This is a genomic window from Kitasatospora sp. NPDC056446, from assembly GCF_042796115.1.
In the GTDB taxonomy this organism is placed as follows: domain Bacteria; phylum Actinomycetota; class Actinomycetes; order Streptomycetales; family Streptomycetaceae; genus Kitasatospora.
In genome coordinates, this window is record NZ_JBHTRF010000017.1 from 125,104 (window position 1) to 147,596 (window position 22,493).

The window sequence follows — 22,493 nt, forward strand, 5'->3', positions numbered from 1 at the left end:
CGTGAGCCCTGTCCCCGCCCATTCCCGGACGCCAGGGAGCACCCATGTCCGCCCACTGCCAACTCACCGGCCGCCGCCCCGGGTTCGGCAACGCGATCTCGCACTCGCACCGCCGCACCAGCCGCCGCTTCGACCCCAACATCCAGCGCAAGCGCTACTGGCTGCCCGGCGAGGGCCGCTACGTCCGGCTCACGCTGAGCGCCAAGGGCATCCGCACCGTCGACTCGATCGGCGTCGCCGCCGCCGTCGCCCGCATCCGGGCCCGGGGGGAGAAGGTCTGATGGCCAAGCGGAGCAAGATCGTCAAGAACGAGCGGCGGCGCGCGATCGTCGCGCGGTACGCGCGGCGCCGGGCCGAACTCAAGCGCACCATCGCCCACCCCGGCACCGCCGCCGCCGAACGGGCCGCCGCACAGGCCGAACTCGCCCGCCAACCACGGGACGCCAGTGCCACCCGGATCCGCAACCGGGACGCCGTGGACGGCCGCCCCCGCGGCTACCTGCGCGCCTTCGGCCTCTCCCGGATCAACCTGCGCGGGCAGGCCCACGCCGGGTACCTGCCGGGCGTCCGCAAGGCGAGCTGGTGAGCGGGGTGTCCGGCTCGCCGGACGGGATCAAGCTGCCGGTGGTCGTCGTCGCCGGCCTGCACGCCGACGAACGCCGGGCCGCCGTACGGGAACTGGCCGCCGCCGCGGTGGACGCGGTGGTGCTGCGGCACGACCTGCGGGACGCCTCGCTCGGCCTGGTCCACCGCGAACTCCTGGACGCGGCAGGGCCGTTCGACGTGGACGACGTGCCGCTCGCCAACGACTGCCCGTGCTGCGCCCTGCGCGAGGACCTGCTGCCCCGGCTGCTGGAGATCGCCGACGAGGGCCGGTACGGTCTCGCGATCGTCGAGCTGTGGGGCGGCAGCGACCCGCACCCGGCCGTCGAGGTGATCGCCGCGGGGGAGGTGGACGGGCGGCGACTCGCGGACGCGGTCGAACTGGCGGGCGTGGTCACCGCCGTCGACCCGGACCGGCTGGTCGGCGAACTCTCCGTCCCCGACGACCTGGCCGAGCACGGACAGCACACCGCCGCCCGGGACGAACGCACCCGCGCGGAGGCGCTCGCCCACCAGATCGAGTACGCCACCACCCTCGCCGTGCCGCGCGCCACGGCGCACGCGCCGGGGCTCGCACTGCTGCGCCAGCTCCACGCCCCCGCCCGGGTCGTCCGGCTCGGCACCGGCACGCTCACCCGGGCCGCGCTCGGCGGCTTCGACGTCGCCGCCGCCCGGGACCGGGTCAACCCGGCGATCGCGCTGCTGCCGCAGGAACGGGACGAGGCGGGCGTCGCCACCCTGGTGTGGGAGCGCCGCAGGCCGCTGCACCCGGAGCGGCTGCACCGGGCGCTGGAACTGCTCGTCCCGGCGGCGCAGCGCAGCCGCGGCAGGTTCTGGCTGGCCAACCGGCCCGAACTGATGCTGGCCTGGGACGCGGCCGGGGCGAACCTCGCGGTCGAGGAGTGCGGGCCCTGGCTCACCGCCCTGCCCGACGCGGCCTGGGACCTCTACCCGCCCGCGCGCCGGGCCGCCGCCGCCCTGGACTGGCACCCCCTGCACGGCGATCGGGTCCAGCAGCTCAGCTTCACCGCCGAGGGGCTGGACGCCGACGGCATCACCGCCCTGCTGGACTCCTGCCTGCTCACCGACGCCGAACTCGCCGCCGGCGAACCCGGCTGGAAGGCCCTGCCCGACGCCTTCCGGGACCTGCTCGACCCCGTCCACTGACCCGACCCCGACCCCGACCCCGACCCCGACCCCGACCACTGACCCGACCCCGACCACCGAACGGAGCTCCCGCGTCATGCGCGACCGAACCGCCCCGCCGAGGAACCGGCCCAATCCGCTGATCGCGGCGGGCATCGAGTACATCGACTACAAGGACACCGACCTGCTGCGCCGCTTCGTCTCCGACCGGGGCAAGATCAGGAGCCGCCGGGTCACCCGGCTCACCGCGCGGCAGCAGCGGGCGATGGCCCGGGCGATCAAGAACGCCCGTGAGACGGCCCTCCTCCCGTACCGTTCCGGCCCCACCCGATAGGAGTTCCCGATAGCCGTGCCCAAGCGCAAGACCTCCCGCAGCAACACCCGGCACCGCCGGGCCCAGTGGAAGGCGGCGCCGCCGAAGCTGGTCCCGATCACCCTCAACGGCCGCGAGATGCTGGTCCCGCAGAACCTCGTCCCGGCGTACCGGAGGGGGCTGCTCGACCCCGGCGAGTGACGGGAGGTGAGTCGGCGGCCCGCAGTGGCGGCCGGGTGTCACGGGACCGGTGACCGGAACCGGACGGTGGTGCGGGGCGCGCGGGGAAGCACCGGGGGGTCCTGTCGGGGGTGCTCGGCGGGCGGTTTGGGGTGCGGCTTCGTAGGCTCGACGCATGGCGGATGCGTACGCGGGGCGGCGGGAGCGGGTGAGGGAGCACTTCAGCGCGGCCGGGGCCGACGCGGCGCTGATCACCCGGGCGGCGAACGTGCGGTATCTGACGGGCTGCGCGCCCTGCGGCGCGACGCTGCTGCTGACCGGGGAGCGGGCGCTGCTGGCGCTGCCGGACGACCTGCCGCCGGACGACTCCGGGGAGCACCTGATCGCCCCGGACCTCGCCCGGCTGCCGGTGGCGGCGGGGGCGGACACCGCGCTGGCCGCCGCGGCCGCCGCGGCGGGCTTCGGGGTGTCGGGCCTGGCGGTGGAGGAGCACGACCTGACCGTCAGCCGGCACCGGGCGGTGGCTGGCCTGGCCGGGACGGCCCGGCTGGCCGACCTGGGACAGGTGGTGGAGCGGCTGCGGGTGGTCAAGGACGAGCACGAGATCGCCGATCTGCGGATCGCCGCCGAGATAGCCGACCAGGCGCTCGGCGAACTGCTGGAGTCGATCCTGGTCGGCCGCACCGAGCGGCACCTGGCGATGGAGCTGGAACGGCGGATGATCGACCACGGCGCCGACCGGGCGGCCTTCCCGGTCTCGGTCGGGACCGGCAGCCACTCCGGCCAGGCCGCCCACCAGCCGACCGACCGCCGGGTGGAGGAGGGCGACTTCCTGACCGTGGTGATGGGCGCCCAGTACCGCGGCTACGGAGTCTCCACCGCCCGCACCTTCGTGATCGGCGCGGCTCCCGCCCCCTGGCAGGTGGAGCTGCACCGGCTGGTCTTCCGCGCCCAGCGGGCCGGCCGGGAGGCGCTCGGACCAGGCGTGGAGCAGTGCGTGCCCGACCGGGTGGCCCGGCAGGTCCTGGAGTCGGCGGGCCACGCCGAGGCCTCCCCGCACCCGGTGGGCCACGGCATCGGGCTGGAGATCCGGGAGGCGCCGCGACTCGGTCCGTCGGACATGGGTAAACTGGACAGCCGCGTGCCGGTCACCGTCGGCCCAGGGGTCCACCTCCCGGGCAAGGGCGGCGTCCGGATCGAGGACACGCTCGTCGTGCGCCCCCTCGAAGAGGGCGGGCCCGAGCTGCTCACCATCACCACCAAGGAGCTCCTCGCCCTGTGACGGCGGCCCTTCCCGGGCTGACGGCGGCAGGACGCGTCCCTTGGTTCCTTGACAGCTATATCCAGGAGTAAGTGCGCCCGTGGCTTCCACGAACGATCTCAAGAACGGCATGGTCCTCAAGCTGGATGGCGGCAAGCTCTGGTCCGTCGTCGAGTTCCAGCACGTCAAGCCCGGCAAGGGCCCGGCCTTCGTTCGGACCAAGCTCAAGGAGGTCCTGACGGGCAAGGTCGTCGACAAGACCTTCAACGCCGGCACCAAGGTCGAGACCGCCAACGTCGACAAGCGTGGCATGCAGTTCTCGTACAAGGACGGCGAGAACTTCGTGTTCATGGACACCGACACGTACGACCAGGTCGCGATCGAGCCCTCCGTCGTCGGCGACGCCGCCAAGTACCTGCTCGAGGGCTTCGACGCCCTGGTCGCCATGTACGAGGGCTCCCCGCTGTACATCGAGCTCCCGGCCTCGGTCGAGCTGGTCATCTCCCACACCGAGCCCGGCGTCCAGGGCGACCGCTCCACCGGCGGCTCCAAGCCCGCCACCCTGGAGACCGGTGCCGAGATCGCCGTCCCGCTCTTCATCGTGACCGGCGAGAAGATCAAGGTCGACACCCGCGACGGCAGCTACCTCGGCCGGGTGAAGTAAGTCCGTGTCGGCCGCACGTAGCAAGGCCCGTACCCGGGCCTTCCAGATCCTCTTCGAGGCCGACCACCGCGGGGTCGACCCGCAGCAGGTCCTCGCCGACTGGGTGGCCCGCGCTCGCGAGCCGAAGCCCGACGAGGGCACCCCGCAGGTCGCCGAGTACACCATGGAGTTGATCGAGGGGTACGTCCAGCACGCCCGTCGCATCGACGACCTGATCTCGCAGTACGCGGTGGGCTGGACGCTCGACCGGATGCCGATCGTGGACCGCAACGTCCTGCGACTCGGCGCCTACGAGCTGATCTGGGAGGACGGCGTCCCGGACGCGGTCGTCCTGGACGAGGCCGTCGAGATCGCCAAGGAGTTCTCCACGGACGACTCCCCGGCCTTCGTCAACGGCATGCTCGCCCGTTTCATGGAGCTCAAGCCGAGCATCCGCCGCTAGCCGGCCGGTGCCTCGCGGACGGCCGTCGGACCCGGTTCCCGGGACCGGCGGCCGTCTGTCGTTCCCGGTGGTCGAACATGTCACCCCGGGCTGTCGCGCGCGTCACGCGGGCGGCGTAAGGTGGGGCCCTACTCGTCAGTAACTTGGCGTCCGGAACCACGCGTGAAGGGCAGGTCTCCCCCCATGACCACCGCGATCCGCAGCGAGTTCGACCAGGGCATCGCCCTCACCAGGCACCCCGAGGAGGCCGGCCGCTACGAGGCCGAACTCGGCGACGGCTGGCAGATCGGCGGCGGCGTCAACGGCGGCCTGCTGCTCGCGGTGGCCGGACACGCGCTGTCGCTGGAGCACGGCGACCACCCGGACCCGGTGTCGATCAGCGGTTACTACCTGTCCGCCTCCACCCCCGGCCCGGCCACCGTCCGCACCGAGGTGCTGCGCACCGGCCGCGGGCTCTCCACCGGCACCGCCTCGCTCAGCCAGGGCGGCGTCGAACGGCTGCGCGTGGTGGCCAGCCACGGCGACCTCTCCACCGCCGACGGCGAGGTCCGCACCAGCGCGCTGCCGCCGCAGCTGCCGCCGCCGGACCAGTGCATCGGCGTCGAGCACGCGCCCAAGGAGCTGATCGCCCAGGCCGCCCTGCTGGAGCGCTTCGACCTGCGACTGGACCCGGCCACCATCGGCTGGGCGCTCGGTCAGCCCTCCGGCAACGGGCGGATCCAGGGCTGGTTCCGGCTCGCCGACGGCCGCGAGCCCGACCCGCTGCTGCTCCTGCTGGTCGCCGACGCGCTGCCGCCGGTCACCTTCGACCTCGGCATGCCGGGCTGGGCCCCGACCGTCGAGCTGACCGTCCACCTGCGCGCCAGGCCGGTCCCGGGCTGGCTGCGGGTCGTCCACGCGACCCGCAACCTGGCCGGCGGGTACTTCGAGGAGGACGCCGAGGTCTGGGACGAGTCCGGCCGCCTGGTCGCGCAGTCCCGCCAGCTGGCCCGGGTGCCGCGGTAGCCCGTCCCACCGGTGCTATTACCGGTGGTTACATTCCTGTGACACGCCGTACGTGTGCGGCGCGCGGAGGGTGGGGAGGAAGGCGGTCAGCGGCGAGCCCCGCCGCTGACCGTCACCGCCCCGGCCGACACGGCCGGCGGCCGCCGCCGACGGTAGCCCGCCGAAGCCAGGAGCCATCCGATGAGTAGCCGCCACGGCCGCGCCCGCCGCAACTCCGACTGCACCGCCGGCGGCCCGCGCCCCGTGGTGCGGGCTCCGCACCGGCCGCAGCCGTCCGAGGGCGCCGACCAGGCGTTCGTCATGGGGGTCCTGACCAACGCGGCGGACCTCGCGCGGGCCCGGGCCTGGGGGATCTCCGACGCGCCCGACTTCGAGCGCTACCTGGCCGACACCGGCGAACTGCTGGCCGACGCCCTGGAGCGGTTCGAGACCGTCCGGGCCCGGATGTTCCACCCGCAGGACTTCGAGGAGTTCTGCCTGCTCAACGGGCTGGACCCGGCCCAGCCCGCGGCCCGCGACCGCTACCTGGTCAACCCGGCCCTGCAGACCCAGTTGCTCGCCTACCAGGGCGAGGAACTGGCCGGGGACTTCGTGCCGCGCCTGGTCCGGGCCCGGGAGAACGGGCTGACGCTCTGCCACGTCGACCTCCTGCTCGACGGCGGCCTCGACAGCGGCGCGGACGGGGGCGCGGACGAGCAGGACGAGGAGCACGCCGCCTGGGTGCGCGCCGCCCACCAGCGCGGGGGCGAGGTGTTCCGCCGGATGCTGGTCGGCGCGGGCGCCGGCGTGTACGAGCTGCGCCTGCGGGTGGACGCGCCCGGCGGGAAGCTGGCCGCCGCGGCACGGGTGCTCCAGTGGGAGGACGGCGTGGTGCGGATCAACGACGAGGACCTGGAGCTGGTCTGCGCGGTGCTGTGCGCCGGGCTGGCCCTGGAGCTGCCGGGCGTCGCGGTGCTGCACGGCTCCCAGGGCTCGGCGGCCTCCTGCGGGGAGTACCTGCCGGCCTCCTGGGCCTGGTCCAGCGGCGGGCAGGACTGGGCGCCCTCGGACCGGCCGGTCCGGCTGGACGGGGTGGCGGCGCAGCCGGGCTACAGCCTGGGCACCGTCTGCTGACGGGCGGTGCGCCCGGCCCGGGAACACCGCGGCGCGGCCCCCGGACAGGGGTGCCGCGCCGTGACGTTTCTGCTTGCCGGCACTGGTGGGTCCGGTGCCGGGAACTGCGAGGGACCGCTGGCGGGAGCCGGTGCGGTGAGCCTCAGCTCACGTCCTCCTCGCGGACCGCGCGGCGCGCGTCGGGGTTGAGCACGCCCCAGGAGATGAGCTGCTCGGTGAGGATCGACGGCGACTGGTCGTAGATGACGGCCAGGGTGCGCAGGTCGTCCTGGCGGATCGACAGCACCTTGCCGTTGTAGTCGCCGCGCTGGCTCTGGATGGTCGCCGCGTAGCGCTGCAGCGGGCCGGCCTTCTCGGAAGGGACCTGGGTCAGTCTCTCCAGGTCGAGGACCAGGCGCGGCGGCGGCTCGGCCGCGCCGCCGGGGGTGCCGCCGGGCAGCAGCTCCTGGACCGGCACGCCGTAGAACTCGGCCAGCTCGGCCAGTCGCTGCACGGTGACCGCACGGTCGCCGCGCTCGTAGGAGCCGACGACGACTGCCTTCCATCGCCCCTGGGACTTCTCCTCGACACCGTGCAGGGAGAGACCCTGCTGGGTGCGGATCGCTCGGAGCTTGCCTCCGAGTTGCTTCGCGTAGTCGCTGGACATTGATCTCCCCGGACGAGATTGCTTCGCGTTCAGTGGTGGGTCACGGGCGATTGCCGACGCCGTTACCGGTGGGTTCGACGTCCGTCTCGTAACTCACTGTGAGGTTACGTAGAGTAAGGTAGTTGCGTCAAGCCGAATGGGGCAGTCGTGCGAATGGCCCGCATCCTCGGCGCGTCCGGGGTGTTAACCAGGGGAAGCGGAATGGTGGACTTCTGTTTGCCGTCCGGGGCGCTGCTAGGATGACCCGAAGCCCACGCCGACTCGGCGGGGGCCGTACAGACATCCTTTAAGGCCCGTCCAGTGAGGCGGGGAAGGAGGTCCGCTTCGGCATGACCACACACCAGGAACAGACGCCGCGGCCGCCGCACCAGGTGCTGGACGGCACGGACATCGCCCGGGTCATCACCCGGATAGCACACGAGATCGTCGAGCGCGCCAAGGGCGCGGAGGACGTCGTGCTGCTCGGCATCCACACCAGGGGCGTCCACCTCGCCCGCCGCCTGCAGGGCCGGCTGGCCCAGATCACCGGGCGCGAGATCCCGCTGGGCACCCTGGACATCACCATGTACCGGGACGACCTGCGGCTCAAGCCCGCGCGGGCCCTGGAGCACACCGAGATCCCGCCTGGTGGTATCGACGGCAGGCTCGTCATCCTCGTCGACGACGTGCTCTTCTCCGGCCGCACCATCCGGGCCGCGCTCGACGCGCTGAACGACATCGGCCGCCCGCGCGCCGTCCAGCTCGCCGTCCTGGTCGACCGGGGCCACCGCGAGCTGCCGATCCGCGCGGACTACGTGGGCAAGAACCTCCCCACCTCGCTGCGCGAGGCCGTGCAGGTGCGCCTCTCCGACAGCGACGGCGTGGACGCCGTCCTGGTCGGGGACCGTGCCCGCGCCGCCGCCTCGCGCGCCGCCCGCAGCGAGCAGAGCTCGCAGGCCCAGGCCTCCCAGCCGTCCGAACCGCACCTCCCGGAGTAGCCCGCGTGAAGCGCCACCTCGTCTCCGCCGCCGATCTCAGCCGCGACGACGCGCTGCTGATCCTGGACACCGCCGAGGAGCTGGCCCAGCTCTCCGGCCGGGCCGTCAAGAAGCTGCCCACGCTGCGCGGCCGCACCGTCGTCAACCTCTTCTTCGAGGACTCCACCCGCACCAAGACCTCCTTCGAGGTCGCCGAGAAGCGCCTCTCGGCCGACGTCATCAACTTCTCCGCCAAGGGCTCCTCGGTCTCCAAGGGCGAGAGCCTCAAGGACACCGCGCTGACCCTCCAGGCCATGGGTGCCGACGCGGTGGTCATCCGCCACCACGCCTCGGGCGCGCCGGCCCGGCTGGCCCAGTCCGACTGGCTGCACGGCAGTGTGATCAACGCCGGTGACGGCACCCACGAGCACCCCACCCAGGCGCTGCTCGACGCCTTCACCATGCGCCGCCACCTCAACCGCGGTTCCGGCAAGGACCTCGCCGGCCGCCGGGTGACGATCGTCGGCGACGTCCTGCACAGCCGGGTCGCCCGCTCCAACGTGCACCTGCTGAACACCCTCGGCGCCCAGGTCACCTTCGTCGCCCCGCCGACGCTGCTGCCGATCGGGATCGAGCACTGGCCCTGCGAGATCAGCTACGACCTCGACAGCGTGCTCCCCAAGACCGACGCGCTGATGATGCTGCGGGTGCAGCGCGAGCGGATGAACGCCGCGTTCTTCCCGACCGAGCGCGAGTACAGCCGCCGCTACGGCATGAACGGCCTCCGGCTGGCCCAGCTGCCGGAGCACGCGATCGTGATGCACCCCGGCCCGATGGTCCGCGGCATGGAGATCACCGCCGAGGTCGCCGACTCGCCGCGCTGCACCGCGGTCGAGCAGGTCGCCAACGGCGTCTCCGTCCGGATGGCCGTCCTCTACCTGCTGCTCGGCGGAGCCACCCTCGCCGACGCCCCCGCCGACGCCCCCCGCACCGACTCCGTGGAGACCGCTCAGTGACCACCTACCTGATCCGCAACGCCCAGATCCTCGGCGGAGCCCCGCAGGACCTCCTCCTCGCCGACGGCGTGATCAAGGAGATCGGCGCCGGCCTGGCGGCCGCGGCGGACATCGAGATCGACGCCACCGGCCTGGTCGCGCTCCCCGGCCTGGTCGACCTGCACACCCACCTGCGCGAGCCCGGCCGCGAGGACGCCGAGACCGTGCTCACCGGCACCCGGGCCGCCGCGATGGGCGGCTTCACCGCCGTGCACGCGATGGCCAACACCACCCCGGTGGCCGACACCGCCGGCGTGGTCGAGCAGGTCTGGCGGCTCGGCCAGGAGGCCGGCTACTGCGACGTGCAGCCGGTCGGCGCCGTCACCGTCGGCCTGGAGGGCAAGAAGCTCGCCGAGATCGGCGCGATGCACGAGTCCGCCGCCAACGTCCGGGTCTTCTCCGACGACGGCAAGTGCGTCGACGACGCGGTGCTGATGCGCCGCGCCCTGGAGTACGTCAAGGCCTTCGACGGCGTCGTCGCCCAGCACGCCCAGGAGCCGCGGCTCACCGAGGGCGCCCAGATGAACGAGGGCCGGGTCTCCGGCGAGCTCGGGCTCGGCGGCTGGCCCGCCGTCGCCGAGGAGTCGATCATCGCCCGCGACGTGCTGCTCGCCGCGCACGTCGGCTCCCGGCTGCACGTCTGCCACGTCTCCACGGCCGGCTCGGTCGAGATCATCCGCTGGGCCAAGGCCAAGGGCTGGGACGTCACCGCCGAGGTCACCCCGCACCACCTGCTGCTCACCGACGAGCTGGTCCGCTCCTACGACCCGGTGTACAAGGTGAACCCGCCGCTGCGCACCGCCGAGGACGTCCAGGCGCTGCGCGCGGCGCTCGCCGACGGCACCATCGACGCCGTCGCCACCGACCACGCGCCGCACCCGGCCGAGGACAAGGACTGCGAGTGGGCCGTGGCCGCGATGGGCATGGTCGGCCTGGAGACCGCGCTGTCGGTCGTCCAGCAGACCATGGTCGAGACCGGCCTGCTGAACTGGGAGGGCGTCGCCGACCGGATGGCGCACCGCCCGGCCCGGATCGGCCGTCTCAGCGGGCACGGCCGGCCGGTCTCGGTGGGTGAGCCCGCGAACCTGGTGCTGTTCGATCCCGCGTACCGTGGTGCCGTGAACCCGGACACCTTCGCCACCCGTAGCCGCAACACCCCCTACAAGGGCCTGGACCTGCCCGGACGGGTGCACGCCACCTTCCTGCGCGGGCGCGCCACGGTGCTGGCCGGCGAGCCGGTCGAACAGGACGGCACGCGGTGATGGACCACGTCACGCTCGCCAAGGAGCAGGCGAGGGTCACCGACTGGCCCGGGTACATCGGCTGGTCCGTCGGCCTGCTGATCCTGATCGGCCTCGTCTACTGGCTGATGCGCCAGGGCTGGAACTGGCGCCGCACCCTGCAGTCCGGGATCCCGCCGCTGCCCGCCGTGCCGGACCGGGCCGGGCGCACCATCCTGGAGACCAGCGGCCGGTACCACGGCACGACCACCGCCGGGAACTGGCTCGACCGGGTCGTCGCGCACGGCCTGGGCACCCGCAGCCGGGCCGACCTCACCCTCGGCGAGGACGGCCTGCTGGTCCGGCGCCCCGGTGACGTCGACTTCTGGATCCCGGCCGCACAGCTGACCGGGGCCCGCACGGACTCCGGGATCGCCGGCAAGGTCGTCCCCTCCGGGCTGCTCGTCGTCACCTGGACCCACGAGGGGACCGAGCTGGACTCCGGCTTCCGGGCCGACCACCCCGACGAGCACGCCGCCTGGGTCGAGGCGGTCGCTCACCTTGCCACACGTACGCAGACGAAGAAGACGGAAGAGGCCGCGCAATGACCGCACCTGCCCCCACCACGCAGCGCCAACGGCGGGAGCGCGTCCCGGCCGTGCTCGTCCTGGAGGACGGCCGGACCTTCCGGGGCCAGGCCTACGGCGCGATCGGCGAGACCTTCGGCGAAGCGGTCTTCAACACCGGCATGTCCGGCTACCAGGAGACCCTGACCGACCCGTCGTACCACCGCCAGGTGGTCGCGATGACCGCCCCGCAGATCGGCAACACCGGCTGGAACGACGAGGACGACGAGTCCAAGCGGATCTGGGTCGCCGGCTACATCGTCCGCGACCCCGCCCGGGTCGCCTCCAACTGGCGCTCCCGCCGCTCGCTCGACGAGGAACTGGTCCGCCAGGGCGTCGTCGGCATCAGCGGCGTCGACACCCGCGCGCTGACCCGCCACCTGCGCGAGCGCGGCGCGATGCGCTGCGGCATCTTCTCCGGTGAGGCGCTGGCCGACGACGCCGCGCTGCTCGCCCGGGTGCAGCAGGCGCCGGAGATGAAGGGCGCCGACCTGTGCGCCGAGGTCGCCACCACCGAGCCGTACATCGTCCCCGCCGTCGGTGAGAAGAAGTTCACCGTCGCCGCGCTGGACCTCGGCATCAAGGCGATGACCCCGCAGCTGATGGCCGAGCGCGGCATCGAGGTGCACGTGCTGCCCGCCGCCTCCACCCTGGAGGACGTCTACGCCGTCAACCCGGACGGCGTGTTCTTCTCCAACGGCCCGGGCGACCCGGCCACCGCCGACCACCAGGTCGCCCTCGCGCAGGGCGTGCTGGAGCGCAAGACCCCGTTCTTCGGGATCTGCTTCGGCAACCAGATCCTCGGCCGCGCCCTGGGCTTCGGCACCTACAAGCTCAAGTACGGCCACCGCGGCATCAACCAGCCGGTGCAGGACCGCACCACCGGCAAGGTCGAGGTCACCGCGCACAACCACGGCTTCGCCGTGAACGCGCCGCTGGACAAGGTCAGCGACACCCCGTACGGGCGGGTCGAGGTCTCCCACGTCTGCCTGAACGACGACGTGGTCGAGGGCCTCCAGGCGCTCGACGTCCCGGCCTTCAGCGTGCAGTACCACCCCGAAGCCGCTGCCGGCCCGCACGACGCGGCCTACCTCTTCGACCGTTTCGTCGAGCTCATGCGAGGCGACGACCAGCACAGCGTGAAGCTCATGGAGGGCCAGCGTGCCTAAGCGCACTGACATCAAGTCCGTCCTGGTGATCGGGTCCGGCCCGATCGTGATCGGCCAGGCCGCCGAGTTCGACTACTCGGGCACGCAGGCCTGCCGGGTCCTCAAGGCCGAGGGCCTGCGGGTCGTGCTGGTCAACTCCAACCCGGCCACGATCATGACCGACCCGGAGATCGCCGACGCCACCTACGTCGAGCCGATCACCCCCGAGTTCGTCGAGAAGATCATCGCCAAGGAGCGCCCCGACGCGCTGCTGCCGACCCTCGGCGGGCAGACCGCGCTCAACACCGCGATCTCGCTGCACGCGGCCGGCACGCTCGACAAGTACAACGTCGAGCTGATCGGCGCCGACGTCGAGGCGATCAACAAGGGCGAGGACCGCGAGCTCTTCAAGGGCGTCGTCGAGGCCGTCAACGCCAAGATCGGTTACGGCGAGTCCGCCCGCTCGGTCATCTGCCACACCATGGACGAGGTGCTGGCCGGCGTCGACACGCTCGGCGGCTACCCGGTCGTCGTGCGCCCCTCCTTCACCATGGGCGGCGCCGGCTCCGGCTTCGCCCACAACGAGGAGGACCTGCGCCGCATCGCCGGCCAGGGCCTGACCCTCTCGCCGACCACCGAGGTGCTCCTGGAGGAGTCCATCCTCGGCTGGAAGGAGTACGAGCTGGAGCTGATGCGCGACAAGCACGACAACGTCGTGGTCGTCTGCTCCATCGAGAACTTCGACCCGATGGGCGTGCACACCGGTGACTCGATCACCGTCGCCCCGGCGATGACCCTCACCGACCGCGAGTACCAGGTCCTGCGCGACATCGGCATCGCGGTCATCCGCGAGGTCGGCGTCGACACCGGCGGCTGCAACATCCAGTTCGCGGTCAACCCCGAGGACGGCCGGGTCATCGTCATCGAGATGAACCCGCGCGTCTCGCGCTCCTCGGCGCTGGCCTCGAAGGCCACCGGCTTCCCGATCGCCAAGATCGCCGCCAAGCTGGCCGTCGGCTACACGCTCGACGAGATCCCCAACGACATCACCGAGCAGACCCCGGCCTCCTTCGAGCCGACCCTCGACTACGTCGTGGTCAAGGTCCCGCGGTTCGCGTTCGAGAAGTTCCCGAGCGCCGACGCCACGCTGACCACCACCATGAAGTCGGTCGGCGAGGCCATGGCCATGGGCCGCAACTTCCCCGAGGCGCTGCAGAAGGCGCTGCGCTCGCTGGAGAAGAAGGGCTCCCAGTTCTCCTGGACCGGCCCGGTGGGCGACAAGTCCGAGCTGCTGACCACGTCCGCCGTGCCGACCGACGGCCGCATCAACACCGTGATGCAGGCGATCCGGGCCGGCGCCACCCCGGAGGAGGTGTTCGAGGCCACCAAGATCGACCCGTGGTTCGTCGACCAGCTCTTCCTGCTGGACGAGATCGCCGCCGAGCTGGCCGAGGCCGCCGAGCTCACCCCCGACCTGCTGCGCCACGCCAAGCGCCACGGCTTCTCCGACGTCCAGGTCGGCGAGATCCGCGGCCTGAAGGCGGACGTGGTCCGCGAGGTGCGCCACGCCCTCGGCATCCGCCCGGTGTTCAAGACCGTCGACACCTGCGCCGCCGAGTTCGCCGCCAAGACCCCGTACTTCTACTCGTCCTACGACGAGGAGAACGAGGTCGCCCCGCGCTCCAAGCCCGCCGTGATCATCCTGGGCTCCGGCCCGAACCGGATCGGCCAGGGCATCGAGTTCGACTACTCCTGCGTGCACGCCTCCTTCGCGCTCGCCGCCGCCGGGTACGAGACCGTCATGGTCAACTGCAACCCGGAGACCGTCTCCACCGACTACGACACCTCCGACCGGCTCTACTTCGAGCCGCTCACCCTGGAGGACGTGCTGGAGATCGTCCACGCCGAGCAGCAGGCCGGACCGCTCGCCGGCGTGATCGTCCAGCTGGGCGGCCAGACCCCGCTCGGCCTGGCCCAGGCGCTCAAGGACAACGGCGTGCCGATCGTCGGCACCCAGCCCGAGGCGATCGACCTCGCCGAGGAGCGCGGCGCCTTCGGCCGCGTCCTGCGCGACGCCGGCCTGCCCGCGCCCAAGCACGGCACCGCCTTCTCCTTCGAGGAGGCCAAGGCGATCGCGGACGAGATCGGCTACCCGGTCCTCGCCCGCCCGTCCTACGTGCTCGGCGGCCGCGGCATGGAGATCGTCTACGACGAGGCCTCGCTCGCCTCCTACCTGGAGCGGCACGCCGGCCTGATCTCCGAGCACCCGGTGCTCATCGACCGCTTCCTGGACGACGCGGTCGAGATCGACGTCGACGCGATCTACGACGGCACCGAGCTCTACCTCGGCGGCGTCATGGAGCACATCGAGGAGGCCGGCATCCACTCCGGCGACTCCGCCTGCGCGCTGCCCCCGATCACCCTCGGCGGCCACGACATCAAGCGCCTGCGCGCCTCCACCGAGGCCATCGCGCGCGGCGTCGGGGTGCGCGGTCTGATCAACATCCAGTTCGCCCTCTCCGGCGACATCCTGTACGTCCTGGAGGCCAACCCGCGCGCCTCCCGGACCGTCCCGTTCACCTCCAAGGCGACCGCCGTGCCGCTGGCCAAGGCCGCCGCCCGGGTCTCGCTCGGCGCCACCATCGCCGAGCTGCGCGCCGAGGGCATGCTCCCGGCCGAGGGCGACGGCGGCACGCTGCCCGCCGACGCCCCGATCGCGGTCAAGGAGGCCGTGATGCCGTGGAGCCGCTTCCGCGACGTCCACGGCCGCGGGGTGGACACCGTGCTCGGCCCGGAGATGCGCTCGACCGGCGAGGTCATGGGCATCGACAAGGTCTTCGGCACGGCCTACGCCAAGTCGCAGACCGGGGCCTACGGCGCGCTGCCGACCAAGGGCAAGGTCTTCGTCTCGGTCGCCAACCGCGACAAGCGCAACCTGGTCTTCCCGGCCCGGGCGCTGGTCGGCCTCGGCTTCGAGCTGCTCGCCACCGCCGGCACCGCCGAGGTGCTGCAGCGCGGCGGCATCCCCGCCACCGTGGTGCGCAAGCACAGCGAGGGCGAGGGCCCGAACGGCGAGAAGACGATCGTCCAGCTGATCCACGACGGTGAGGTCGACCTCATCATCAACACGCCGTACGGCACCGGTGGCCGCCTCGACGGCTACGAGATCCGCACCGCGGCCGTGGCCCGCGCGGTGCCCTGCCTGACCACCGTCCAGGCGATGGGCGCGGCCGTCCAGGGCATCGACCGGCTGCTGCGCGACGAGGTCGGAGTGATGTCGCTCCAGGAGCACGCCGAGCTGATCAACGCCGGCCGCAAGTAGCACCACCGCAGTGGGGGGCACCGAAGCCGTACTGGTGCCCCCCACTCTTGTGCCCGAATCCGCTCGCCCCTGTGCCCGAATCCGCTCGCCGCCCCGGGAGTTGACCCCCTTGTACAAGCTTCTGTTCGACCTCGTCTTCAAGAAGATGGACCCCGAGAAGGCCCACCACCTGGCCTTCTTCTGGATCCGGCTCGCCTCCTCGGTGCCGGGTCTGCGCACGCTGGTGCGGCTGGCGCTCGCCCCGCGCGACCGCGCCCTGCGCACCAGCGCCCTCGGCCTCGACCTGCCCGGGCCGTTCGGCCTCGCGGCCGGCTTCGACAAGAACGGCGTCGGCATCGACGGCCTGGCCATGCTCGGCTTCGACTACGTCGAGATCGGCACCATCACCGGCGAGCCCCAGCCCGGCAACCCGGCGCCCCGGCTGTTCCGCCTGGTCGAGGACCGCGCGCTGATCAACCGGATGGGCTTCAACAACCAGGGCTCGGCCCGGGTCGCCGCCCGCCTGGCCGCCCGCCCGCACACCAGCTCCACCCCGGTCGTCGGCGTCAACATCGGCAAGACCAAGGTCGTCGAGGAGGCCGACGCGGTCGCCGACTACGTCAAGTCCACCGAGCGGCTGGCCAAGTACGCCGACTACCTGGTCGTCAACGTCAGCTCGCCGAACACCCCCGGGCTGCGCAACCTCCAGGCCGTGGACCACCTGCGCCCGCTGCTCTCCGCCGTCCGCGAGGCCGCCGACCGCACCACCGCGCACCACGTGCCGCTGCTGGTCAAGATCGCCCCCGACCTGGCCGACGAGGACGTCGACGCGGTCGCCGACCTCGCCCTGGAACTGGGCCTGGACGGCATCATCGCCACCAACACCACGATCGGCCGCGAGGGCCTGCGCACCGACGCCGGGCGCGTCGAGGAGATCGGCATGGGCGGCCTGTCCGGCGCCCCGCTCAAGGCCCGCGCCCTGGAGGTCCTCCAGCGGCTGCGCGCCCGCACCGGGGGCCGGCTGACCCTGGTCTCGGTCGGCGGCATCGAGACCGCCGAGGACGCCTGGCAGCGGATCGTCCACGGCGCCGACCTGGTCCAGGGCTACAGCGCCTTCATCTACGAGGGCCCCTTCTGGTGCCGGAAGATCCACCGGGGCCTGTCCGCCCGGGTCCGGGCCGCGGGCTTCCGCGACCTGACCGAGGCCGTCGGCAGCGCCGTCCGCAGCTCGTGACCGGTACGGCTCCCGGCGCCCCCGGTTCGGCCGACGCGCCCGGTTCGCCCGGCAGCACCGGCACCACCCCCGCACCCCTCGGAAAGGACGACATGACCCTCGCCCCGTTCGGCGCCCGGCTGCGCCAGGCCCTCGACACCCGCGGCCAGCTCTGCGTCGGCATCGACCCGCACGCCTCCCTGCTCGCCTCCTGGGGGCTCGGCGACGACCTCGCCGGGCTGGAGACCTTCAGCCGCACCGTCGTCGAGGCCCTCGCCGACCGGGTCGCCGTGCTCAAGCCGCAGGCCGCCTTCTTCGAGCGCTTCGGCAGCCGGGGCGTGGCGGTGCTGGAGAAGTCCGTCGAGGAGGCCAGGGCGGCCGGCGCGCTGGTCCTGATGGACGCCAAGCGCGGCGACATCGGCTCCACCATGGCCGCCTACGCCGAGGCCTTCCTGTCGCCCGCGAGCCCGCTGTTCTCGGACGCCGTGACGGTCAGCCCGTACCTGGGCTTCGGCTCGCTGCGCCCGGCCCTGGACCTGGCCCGCGAGCAGGGCTGCGGCGTCTTCGCGCTGGCGCTCACCTCCAACCCGGAGGGCGCCGAGGTGCAGCGCGCGGTCGGCGCGGACGGCGAGCCGGTCGCGGCCTCGGTGCTGCGGCAGCTGGCGGCCGAGAACGCGGGCGCCGAGCCGCTGGGCTCCTTCGGCGCGGTGGTCGGCGCGACGCTGGCCGACGCGGGCGTGGAACTGGGCATCAACGGCCCGCTGCTGGCCCCCGGGATCGGCGCCCAGGGCGCCACCATGGCGGACCTGCCGCGGGTGTTCGGCGCCTCGGTGCGCAACGTGGTGCCGAGCGTCAGCCGGGACGTGCTCAGGCACGGCCCCTCGGTGGCGGCGCTGCGGGAGGCCGCGGACCGCTTCGTCGGCGAGTTCGCGGACGCGGTCAAGTAGCCGGAGCGGGTGCGGTCATGTAGCCGGAGCGGGCGCGCGGGAGGGGCCCGGGCGGACGCGGCCGAAGGGCCGGGGCGGACCCGTTTCGGCGGCCGGAACCGGTGCGGTCCGGCGGCCGGAGGTGTCCGGCGGGTTGCGGAAGCCGCCCTCCCGGTAGCCGCCCGGTGACCCTGTGGAGTGTCCGCAGGACGGCGGCACCGCCGGGGAGTTGACGTGAGCGCCGTCACATCGGCGCTGTCAAAGTCTCGCAATCGCGGTCATTTTGCCCTGGAAAGTCCTGGTCGGCCTTGGCTGACCAGGACTTTTCGTGTTCTTTTCCTGACGCGGCGCCGCAATACGGGTAGTGTCCGGCGATAGGTCATCGGCGAGCCGCGAATTTCGTGTCTCCCGCAGGTCAGGGCCCTGTGGTTCCCCCTTGCGGACGGTGTCCTGGGTACCAAACCAGTCATAGCTCAATCCCTTCCATTCACACCCTGAGGTGAACGGCGTGGCTCTTCCGCCCCTTACCCCTGAACAGCGCACCGCCGCGCTCGCCAAGGCCGCCGAGGCTCGCCGGGAGCGCGCCGAGGTGAAGAACCGGCTCAAGCACTCCGGCGCCTCCCTGCACGAGGTGATCAAGGCCGGCAAGGCCGACAACGACGTCATCGGCAAGATGAAGGTCTCCGCCCTGCTGGAGTCCCTTCCGGGCGTCGGCAAGGTCCGCGCCAAGCAGATCATGGAGCGCCTCGGCATCAGCGAGAGCCGGCGTGTCCGGGGTCTCGGTACGAACCAGATCGCTTCCCTGGAGCGGGAGTTCGGCGGTGGCGCTGCCTGACCGTGCCCCGGTGGTCCCGGGATCGTCCGCGATCCGGGATAATCGGTGCATGAGTGAGCGTCCGCGGCTGACCGTGCTCTCCGGCCCCTCGGGGGTCGGCAAGAGCACGGTCGTCGCTCATATGAGGAAGATGTACCCCGAGGTCTGGCTCTCGGTGTCGGCGACGACCCGCCACCCGAGGCCCGGCGAGAAGAACGGGGTCCAGTACCACTTCGTCGACAACGACGAGTTCGACAAGCTGGTCGCCAACGGCGAACTGCTGGAGTGGGCCGAGTTCGCCGGGAACCGCTACGGCACCCCGCGCGCGGCCGTGCTGGAGAAGCTGGAGCGCGGCGAGCCCGTGCTGCTGGAGATCGATCTGCAGGGCGCCCGTCAGGTGCGCGAGTCGATGCCCGACGCCCAGCTGGTCTTCCTGGCTCCGCCGAGCTGGGACGAGCTGGTCCGCCGGCTGACCGGCCGGGGCACCGAGGCGCAGGACGTGATCGAGCGGCGGCTCGCCGCCGCCAAGATCGAACTCGCGGCCGAGAGCGAGTTCGACACCACCCTTGTCAACACGTCCGTCGAGCAGGTAGCGGCCGAACTGCTAGCCTTGCTCGGTGTAGCCTGACCTGTCTGTCTTTTCCACCCTTTCGGAAGGTTTTAGCGTGTCCTCTTCGATGACCGCGCCCGAGGGCATCATCAACCCGCCGATCGACGAGCTGCTCGAGGCCACGGACTCGAAGTACAGCCTCGTGATCTACGCCGCCAAGCGCGCGCGTCAGATCAACGCGTACTACTCGCAGCTCGGTGAGGGCCTGCTGGAGTACGTCGGCCCGCTGGTCGACACCCACGTGCACGAGAAGCCGCTGTCGATCGCGCTGCGCGAGATCAACGCGGGCATGCTGACGGCCGAGGCGATCGAGGCCGCCTGAGGCGGTAGGTGATCTTCGGAAGGGCTCGGCGGAATCGTTTCCGCCGGGCCCTTCGGCATGTCCGGGGTGCTTTCCCGGTGTGGCGCCGGTGTGGCGCCGGGGGAGGGGCGTCGGAACGTGGTGGGTGCCGGGGTGGGGCACCGTGCGGGTGCCGACCGGAGGGTCGTAGGGTGGGCGGGTTCCCGGTGCGGAGAGAGGTCGGTACATGAGCGTGACGGCGGATGCCCCCCGCGTGGTGCTCGGCGTGAGCGGCGGGATCGCCGCCTACAAGGCGTGCGAGCTGCTGCGCCGGTTCACCGAGTCGGGCCACCAGGTCACCGTGGTGCCCACCGAGGCCGCGCTGCACTTCGTCGGCGAGGCGACCTGGGCCGCGCTGTCCGGCCGCCCGGCCGCCACCGAGACCTGGGAGCGCGTGCACGAGGTGCCGCACGTCCGGATCGGGCAGCAGGCCGACCTGGTCGTGGTCGCCCCGGCCACCGCCGACCTGATCGCCAAGGCCGCCCACGGCCTCGCCGACGACCTGCTGACCAACACCCTGCTCACCGCCCGCTGCCCGGTCGTCGTGGCGCCCGCCATGCACACCGAGATGTGGGAGCACCCGGCCACCCGGGACAACGTCGCCACGCTGCGCCGCCGGGGCGTGATCGTGCTGGAGCCCGCCGTCGGGCGGCTCACCGGCAAGGACACCGGCAAGGGGCGGCTGCCCGAGCCGACCGCGATCTTCGACGCCTGCCGGGCCGTGCTGCGGCGCGGCGGCGCGGCTCCGCACGACCTGGCGGGCCGGCACGTGGTGGTCTCGGCCGGCGGCACCCGGGAGCCGCTGGACCCGGTGCGCTTCCTCGGCAACCGCTCCTCCGGCAAGCAGGGCTACGCGCTCGCCGTGACGGCTGCGGCGCGAGGGGCCCGGGTGACCCTGCTTTCGGCCAACGCCGAGCTGCCGGACCCGGCCGGGGTGGACGTGGTGCACGTCTCGACCGCGCTGGAGCTGCGCGAGGCCGCGTTGAAGGCGGTGGGGGACGCGGATGCCGTGGTGATGGCCGCGGCGGTGGCGGACTTCCGTCCCGCCGAATACGCGACCGGCAAGATCAAGAAGGTCGAGGGGATCGAACCCGCCCCGGTTTCGCTGGTCCGCAATCCCGACATCCTGGCCGAGCTGTCCGCCCACCGGCCCCGTTCGGGCCAATTGGTGGTGGGGTTCGCCGCGGAGACCGACGACGTGCTCGCCCACGGCCGCGCCAAGCTCGCCCGCAAGGGCTGTGACCTGCTCGTCGTCAACGAGGTCGGCAACGGCAAGGCCTTCGGCACGGACGTCAACGAGGCCGTCGTACTGGGCTCGGACGGCAGCGAGACGGCCGTTCCGGTGGGTCCGAAGGAGGCGCTGGCGGACGTGGTGTGGGACCTGGTCGCAAAGCGGCTGGAATTGGGCGGCAAGTGATCGGAAACGGCTGTGGAACGGTCGAGAATTCCTGGAGCGGGTGACGTTCGGAGGAGGCAGACCGTTAGACTCCAGGAATCAAGTCTTTCCGGAGTCACCCGCTCATGCGGGAACTTCAGTCAGCAGCCGCTGCAACCCCAGGGAGCGCTGTGTCTCGCCGCCTGTTCACCTCGGAGTCCGTCACCGAGGGACACCCCGACAAGATCGCTGACCAGATCAGCGACACCATCCTTGACGCTCTCCTGCGTGAGGACCCGACTTCCCGGGTCGCCGTGGAGACGCTCATCACCACCGGCCAGGTGCACGTGGCCGGCGAGGTGACCACCAAGGCGTACGCGCCGATCGCCCAGCTCGTCCGGGACAAGATCCTGGAGATCGGCTACGACAGCTCCAAGAAGGGCTTCGACGGCGCCTCCTGCGGCGTGTCGGTGTCCATCGGTGCCCAGTCGCCCGACATCGCGCAGGGCGTCGACACCGCGTACGAGGCCCGGGTCGAGGGCGATGAGGACGACCTGGACAAGCAGGGTGCCGGCGACCAGGGCCTGATGTTCGGCTACGCGTCCGACGAGACGCCCGAGCTCATGCCGCTGCCGATCACCCTGGCGCACCGCCTCTCGCGCCGGCTGACCGAGGTCCGCAAGAACGGGACCATCCCGTACCTGCGCCCCGACGGCAAGACCCAGGTCACCATCGAGTACGACGGCGACAAGGCCGTCCGCCTCGACACCGTGGTCGTCTCCACCCAGCACGCCAGTGACATCGACCTGGAGTCGCTCCTCACCCCGGACATCCGCGAGTTCGTGGTCGAGCCGGAGCTGAAGGCGCTGGCCGAGCAGGGCATCAAGCTGACCACCGAGGGCTACCGCCTGCTGGTCAACCCGACCGGCCGCTTCGAGATCGGCGGCCCGATGGGCGACGCCGGCCTCACCGGTCGCAAGATCATCATCGACACCTACGGCGGCATGGCCCGCCACGGTGGCGGCGCCTTCTCGGGCAAGGACCCGTCCAAGGTGGACCGCTCGGCCGCGTACGCGATGCGCTGGGTGGCGAAGAACATCGTCGCCGCCGGCCTCGCCAGCCGCGCCGAGGTGCAGGTCGCGTACGCGATCGGCAAGGCCGAGCCGGTCGGCCTCTTCGTGGAGACCTTCGGCACCGAGACCGTGCCGGTCCTCACCATCCAGAAGGCCGTCTCCGAGGTCTTCGACCTGCGTCCGGCCGCGATCATCCGCGACCTGGACCTGCTGCGGCCGATCTACTCCCAGACCGCCGCGTACGGCCACTTCGGCCGTGAGCTGCCGGACTTCACCTGGGAGCGCACCGACCGGGTGGAGCAGCTGAAGGCTGCCGTCCAGGACTGACGCTCGTAGCACTCGACGCGGCGCCCGCCCCCTTGCGGGGGCGGGCGCCGCGTCGGGCGCCCCCGGGGGGGTGTCGTATAAACAAAAGAAGCGGGCGGCGCGAGGGGGGGGGTTTTTTTAGGGGGGGGGGGGGTGA

Annotated in this window: 24 protein-coding genes; 23 read left to right on the forward strand and 1 reads right to left on the reverse strand. The window is 72.3% G+C overall.

From position 1 onward, the window contains the following. Positions 1-44: 44 nt before the first annotated feature. The 10 genes from rpmB (at position 45) to ACFQ6N_RS13620 (ending at position 6,727) form a co-directional block, all read left to right on the forward strand. Positions 45-281 carry a 50S ribosomal protein L28 gene (gene rpmB, locus ACFQ6N_RS13575; RefSeq protein WP_380649020.1) on the forward strand — a complete coding sequence of 79 codons (237 nt, stop codon included), beginning with the start codon at positions 45-47 and terminating at the stop codon, positions 279-281. Further along, on the forward strand, positions 281-586 hold the full coding sequence (gene rpsN, locus ACFQ6N_RS13580; RefSeq protein ID WP_380649021.1) for a 30S ribosomal protein S14: 306 nt from the start codon (positions 281-283) through the stop codon (positions 584-586). The genes rpmB and rpsN overlap by 1 nt, the downstream gene beginning before the upstream one ends. After that, positions 583-1,770: a CobW family GTP-binding protein gene (locus ACFQ6N_RS13585; protein ID WP_380649023.1), complete on the forward strand. Its 1,188-nt coding sequence runs from the start codon at positions 583-585 to the stop codon at positions 1,768-1,770. Before rpsN ends, ACFQ6N_RS13585 begins: the two co-directional genes overlap by 4 nt. Before the next feature lie 76 nt (positions 1,771-1,846). Beyond that, complete coding sequence (rpsR, locus tag ACFQ6N_RS13590; protein WP_380649024.1) at positions 1,847-2,083, forward strand: 30S ribosomal protein S18; 237 nt, start codon at positions 1,847-1,849, stop codon at positions 2,081-2,083. A gap of 9 nt (positions 2,084-2,092) precedes the next feature. Beyond that, on the forward strand, positions 2,093-2,263 hold the full coding sequence (gene rpmF / locus ACFQ6N_RS13595) for a 50S ribosomal protein L32 (RefSeq protein ID WP_380649048.1): 171 nt from the start codon (positions 2,093-2,095) through the stop codon (positions 2,261-2,263). A 154-nt stretch (positions 2,264-2,417) separates the two neighbouring features. Then, positions 2,418-3,524 (forward strand): aminopeptidase P family protein, encoded by a 1,107-nt coding sequence (locus tag ACFQ6N_RS13600; RefSeq protein WP_380649025.1) that lies wholly within the window; start codon positions 2,418-2,420, stop codon positions 3,522-3,524. A 79-nt stretch (positions 3,525-3,603) separates the two neighbouring features. Next, positions 3,604-4,167, forward strand: a complete 564-nt coding sequence (gene efp, locus ACFQ6N_RS13605) for an elongation factor P (RefSeq protein ID WP_380649026.1) — start codon at positions 3,604-3,606, stop codon at positions 4,165-4,167. A 4-nt stretch (positions 4,168-4,171) separates the two neighbouring features. Further along, the gene (nusB, locus tag ACFQ6N_RS13610) at positions 4,172-4,609 is read left to right on the forward strand and encodes a transcription antitermination factor NusB (protein ID WP_380649027.1); all 438 of its coding nucleotides are present in this window, start codon (positions 4,172-4,174) and stop codon (positions 4,607-4,609) included. A 183-nt stretch (positions 4,610-4,792) separates the two neighbouring features. After that, a complete protein-coding gene (locus tag ACFQ6N_RS13615) occupies positions 4,793-5,614 on the forward strand; it encodes a thioesterase family protein (protein WP_380649028.1) in 822 nt (273 codons plus the stop codon). A gap of 180 nt (positions 5,615-5,794) precedes the next feature. Further along, the gene (locus ACFQ6N_RS13620; protein ID WP_380649029.1) at positions 5,795-6,727 is read left to right on the forward strand and encodes a hypothetical protein; all 933 of its coding nucleotides are present in this window, start codon (positions 5,795-5,797) and stop codon (positions 6,725-6,727) included. 142 nt (positions 6,728-6,869) lie between these two features. Here ACFQ6N_RS13620 and ACFQ6N_RS13625 read toward each other — a convergent pair whose 3' ends face one another. Further along, positions 6,870-7,373, reverse strand: coding sequence for a transcriptional regulator (locus ACFQ6N_RS13625; RefSeq protein ID WP_188297230.1), 504 nt, complete (start codon positions 7,371-7,373; stop codon positions 6,870-6,872). 329 nt (positions 7,374-7,702) lie between these two features. Here ACFQ6N_RS13625 and pyrR point away from each other — a divergent pair, with 329 nt between their 5' ends. The 13 genes from pyrR (at position 7,703) to metK (ending at position 22,357) form a co-directional block, all read left to right on the forward strand. Continuing rightward, on the forward strand, positions 7,703-8,350 hold the full coding sequence (pyrR, locus tag ACFQ6N_RS13630) for a bifunctional pyr operon transcriptional regulator/uracil phosphoribosyltransferase PyrR (protein WP_380649030.1): 648 nt from the start codon (positions 7,703-7,705) through the stop codon (positions 8,348-8,350). A gap of 5 nt (positions 8,351-8,355) precedes the next feature. Then, positions 8,356-9,345, forward strand: coding sequence for an aspartate carbamoyltransferase catalytic subunit (locus ACFQ6N_RS13635; RefSeq protein WP_380649032.1), 990 nt, complete (start codon positions 8,356-8,358; stop codon positions 9,343-9,345). Continuing rightward, positions 9,342-10,646, forward strand: coding sequence for a dihydroorotase (locus ACFQ6N_RS13640; RefSeq protein WP_380649033.1), 1,305 nt, complete (start codon positions 9,342-9,344; stop codon positions 10,644-10,646). The genes ACFQ6N_RS13635 and ACFQ6N_RS13640 overlap by 4 nt, the downstream gene beginning before the upstream one ends. Next, on the forward strand, positions 10,646-11,212 hold the full coding sequence (locus tag ACFQ6N_RS13645; RefSeq protein WP_380649034.1) for a hypothetical protein: 567 nt from the start codon (positions 10,646-10,648) through the stop codon (positions 11,210-11,212). The genes ACFQ6N_RS13640 and ACFQ6N_RS13645 overlap by 1 nt, the downstream gene beginning before the upstream one ends. Further along, the gene (gene carA / locus ACFQ6N_RS13650; protein WP_380649035.1) at positions 11,209-12,399 is read left to right on the forward strand and encodes a glutamine-hydrolyzing carbamoyl-phosphate synthase small subunit; all 1,191 of its coding nucleotides are present in this window, start codon (positions 11,209-11,211) and stop codon (positions 12,397-12,399) included. The genes ACFQ6N_RS13645 and carA overlap by 4 nt, the downstream gene beginning before the upstream one ends. Then, entirely contained in the window at positions 12,392-15,700 is a 3,309-nt protein-coding gene (gene carB, locus ACFQ6N_RS13655; protein ID WP_380649036.1) for a carbamoyl-phosphate synthase large subunit, read from the forward strand. The genes carA and carB overlap by 8 nt, the downstream gene beginning before the upstream one ends. A gap of 109 nt (positions 15,701-15,809) precedes the next feature. Next, entirely contained in the window at positions 15,810-16,913 is a 1,104-nt protein-coding gene (locus tag ACFQ6N_RS13660) for a quinone-dependent dihydroorotate dehydrogenase (RefSeq protein WP_380649037.1), read from the forward strand. A gap of 92 nt (positions 16,914-17,005) precedes the next feature. Then, positions 17,006-17,839 carry an orotidine-5'-phosphate decarboxylase gene (gene pyrF / locus ACFQ6N_RS13665; protein ID WP_380649038.1) on the forward strand — a complete coding sequence of 278 codons (834 nt, stop codon included), beginning with the start codon at positions 17,006-17,008 and terminating at the stop codon, positions 17,837-17,839. Positions 17,840-18,326: 487 nt separating this feature from the next. Continuing rightward, complete coding sequence (gene mihF / locus ACFQ6N_RS13670; RefSeq protein ID WP_030056187.1) at positions 18,327-18,653, forward strand: integration host factor, actinobacterial type; 327 nt, start codon at positions 18,327-18,329, stop codon at positions 18,651-18,653. A gap of 49 nt (positions 18,654-18,702) precedes the next feature. Continuing rightward, positions 18,703-19,260: a guanylate kinase gene (gene gmk, locus ACFQ6N_RS13675; protein WP_380649039.1), complete on the forward strand. Its 558-nt coding sequence runs from the start codon at positions 18,703-18,705 to the stop codon at positions 19,258-19,260. A 37-nt stretch (positions 19,261-19,297) separates the two neighbouring features. Continuing rightward, positions 19,298-19,564, forward strand: a complete 267-nt coding sequence (rpoZ, locus tag ACFQ6N_RS13680; protein WP_030240625.1) for a DNA-directed RNA polymerase subunit omega — start codon at positions 19,298-19,300, stop codon at positions 19,562-19,564. Between the two features lie 205 nt (positions 19,565-19,769). After that, entirely contained in the window at positions 19,770-20,999 is a 1,230-nt protein-coding gene (coaBC, locus tag ACFQ6N_RS13685; RefSeq protein ID WP_380649040.1) for a bifunctional phosphopantothenoylcysteine decarboxylase/phosphopantothenate--cysteine ligase CoaBC, read from the forward strand. A gap of 149 nt (positions 21,000-21,148) precedes the next feature. Next, complete coding sequence (gene metK, locus ACFQ6N_RS13690) at positions 21,149-22,357, forward strand: methionine adenosyltransferase (protein ID WP_380649041.1); 1,209 nt, start codon at positions 21,149-21,151, stop codon at positions 22,355-22,357. The last annotated feature ends 136 nt before the right edge of the window (positions 22,358-22,493 follow it).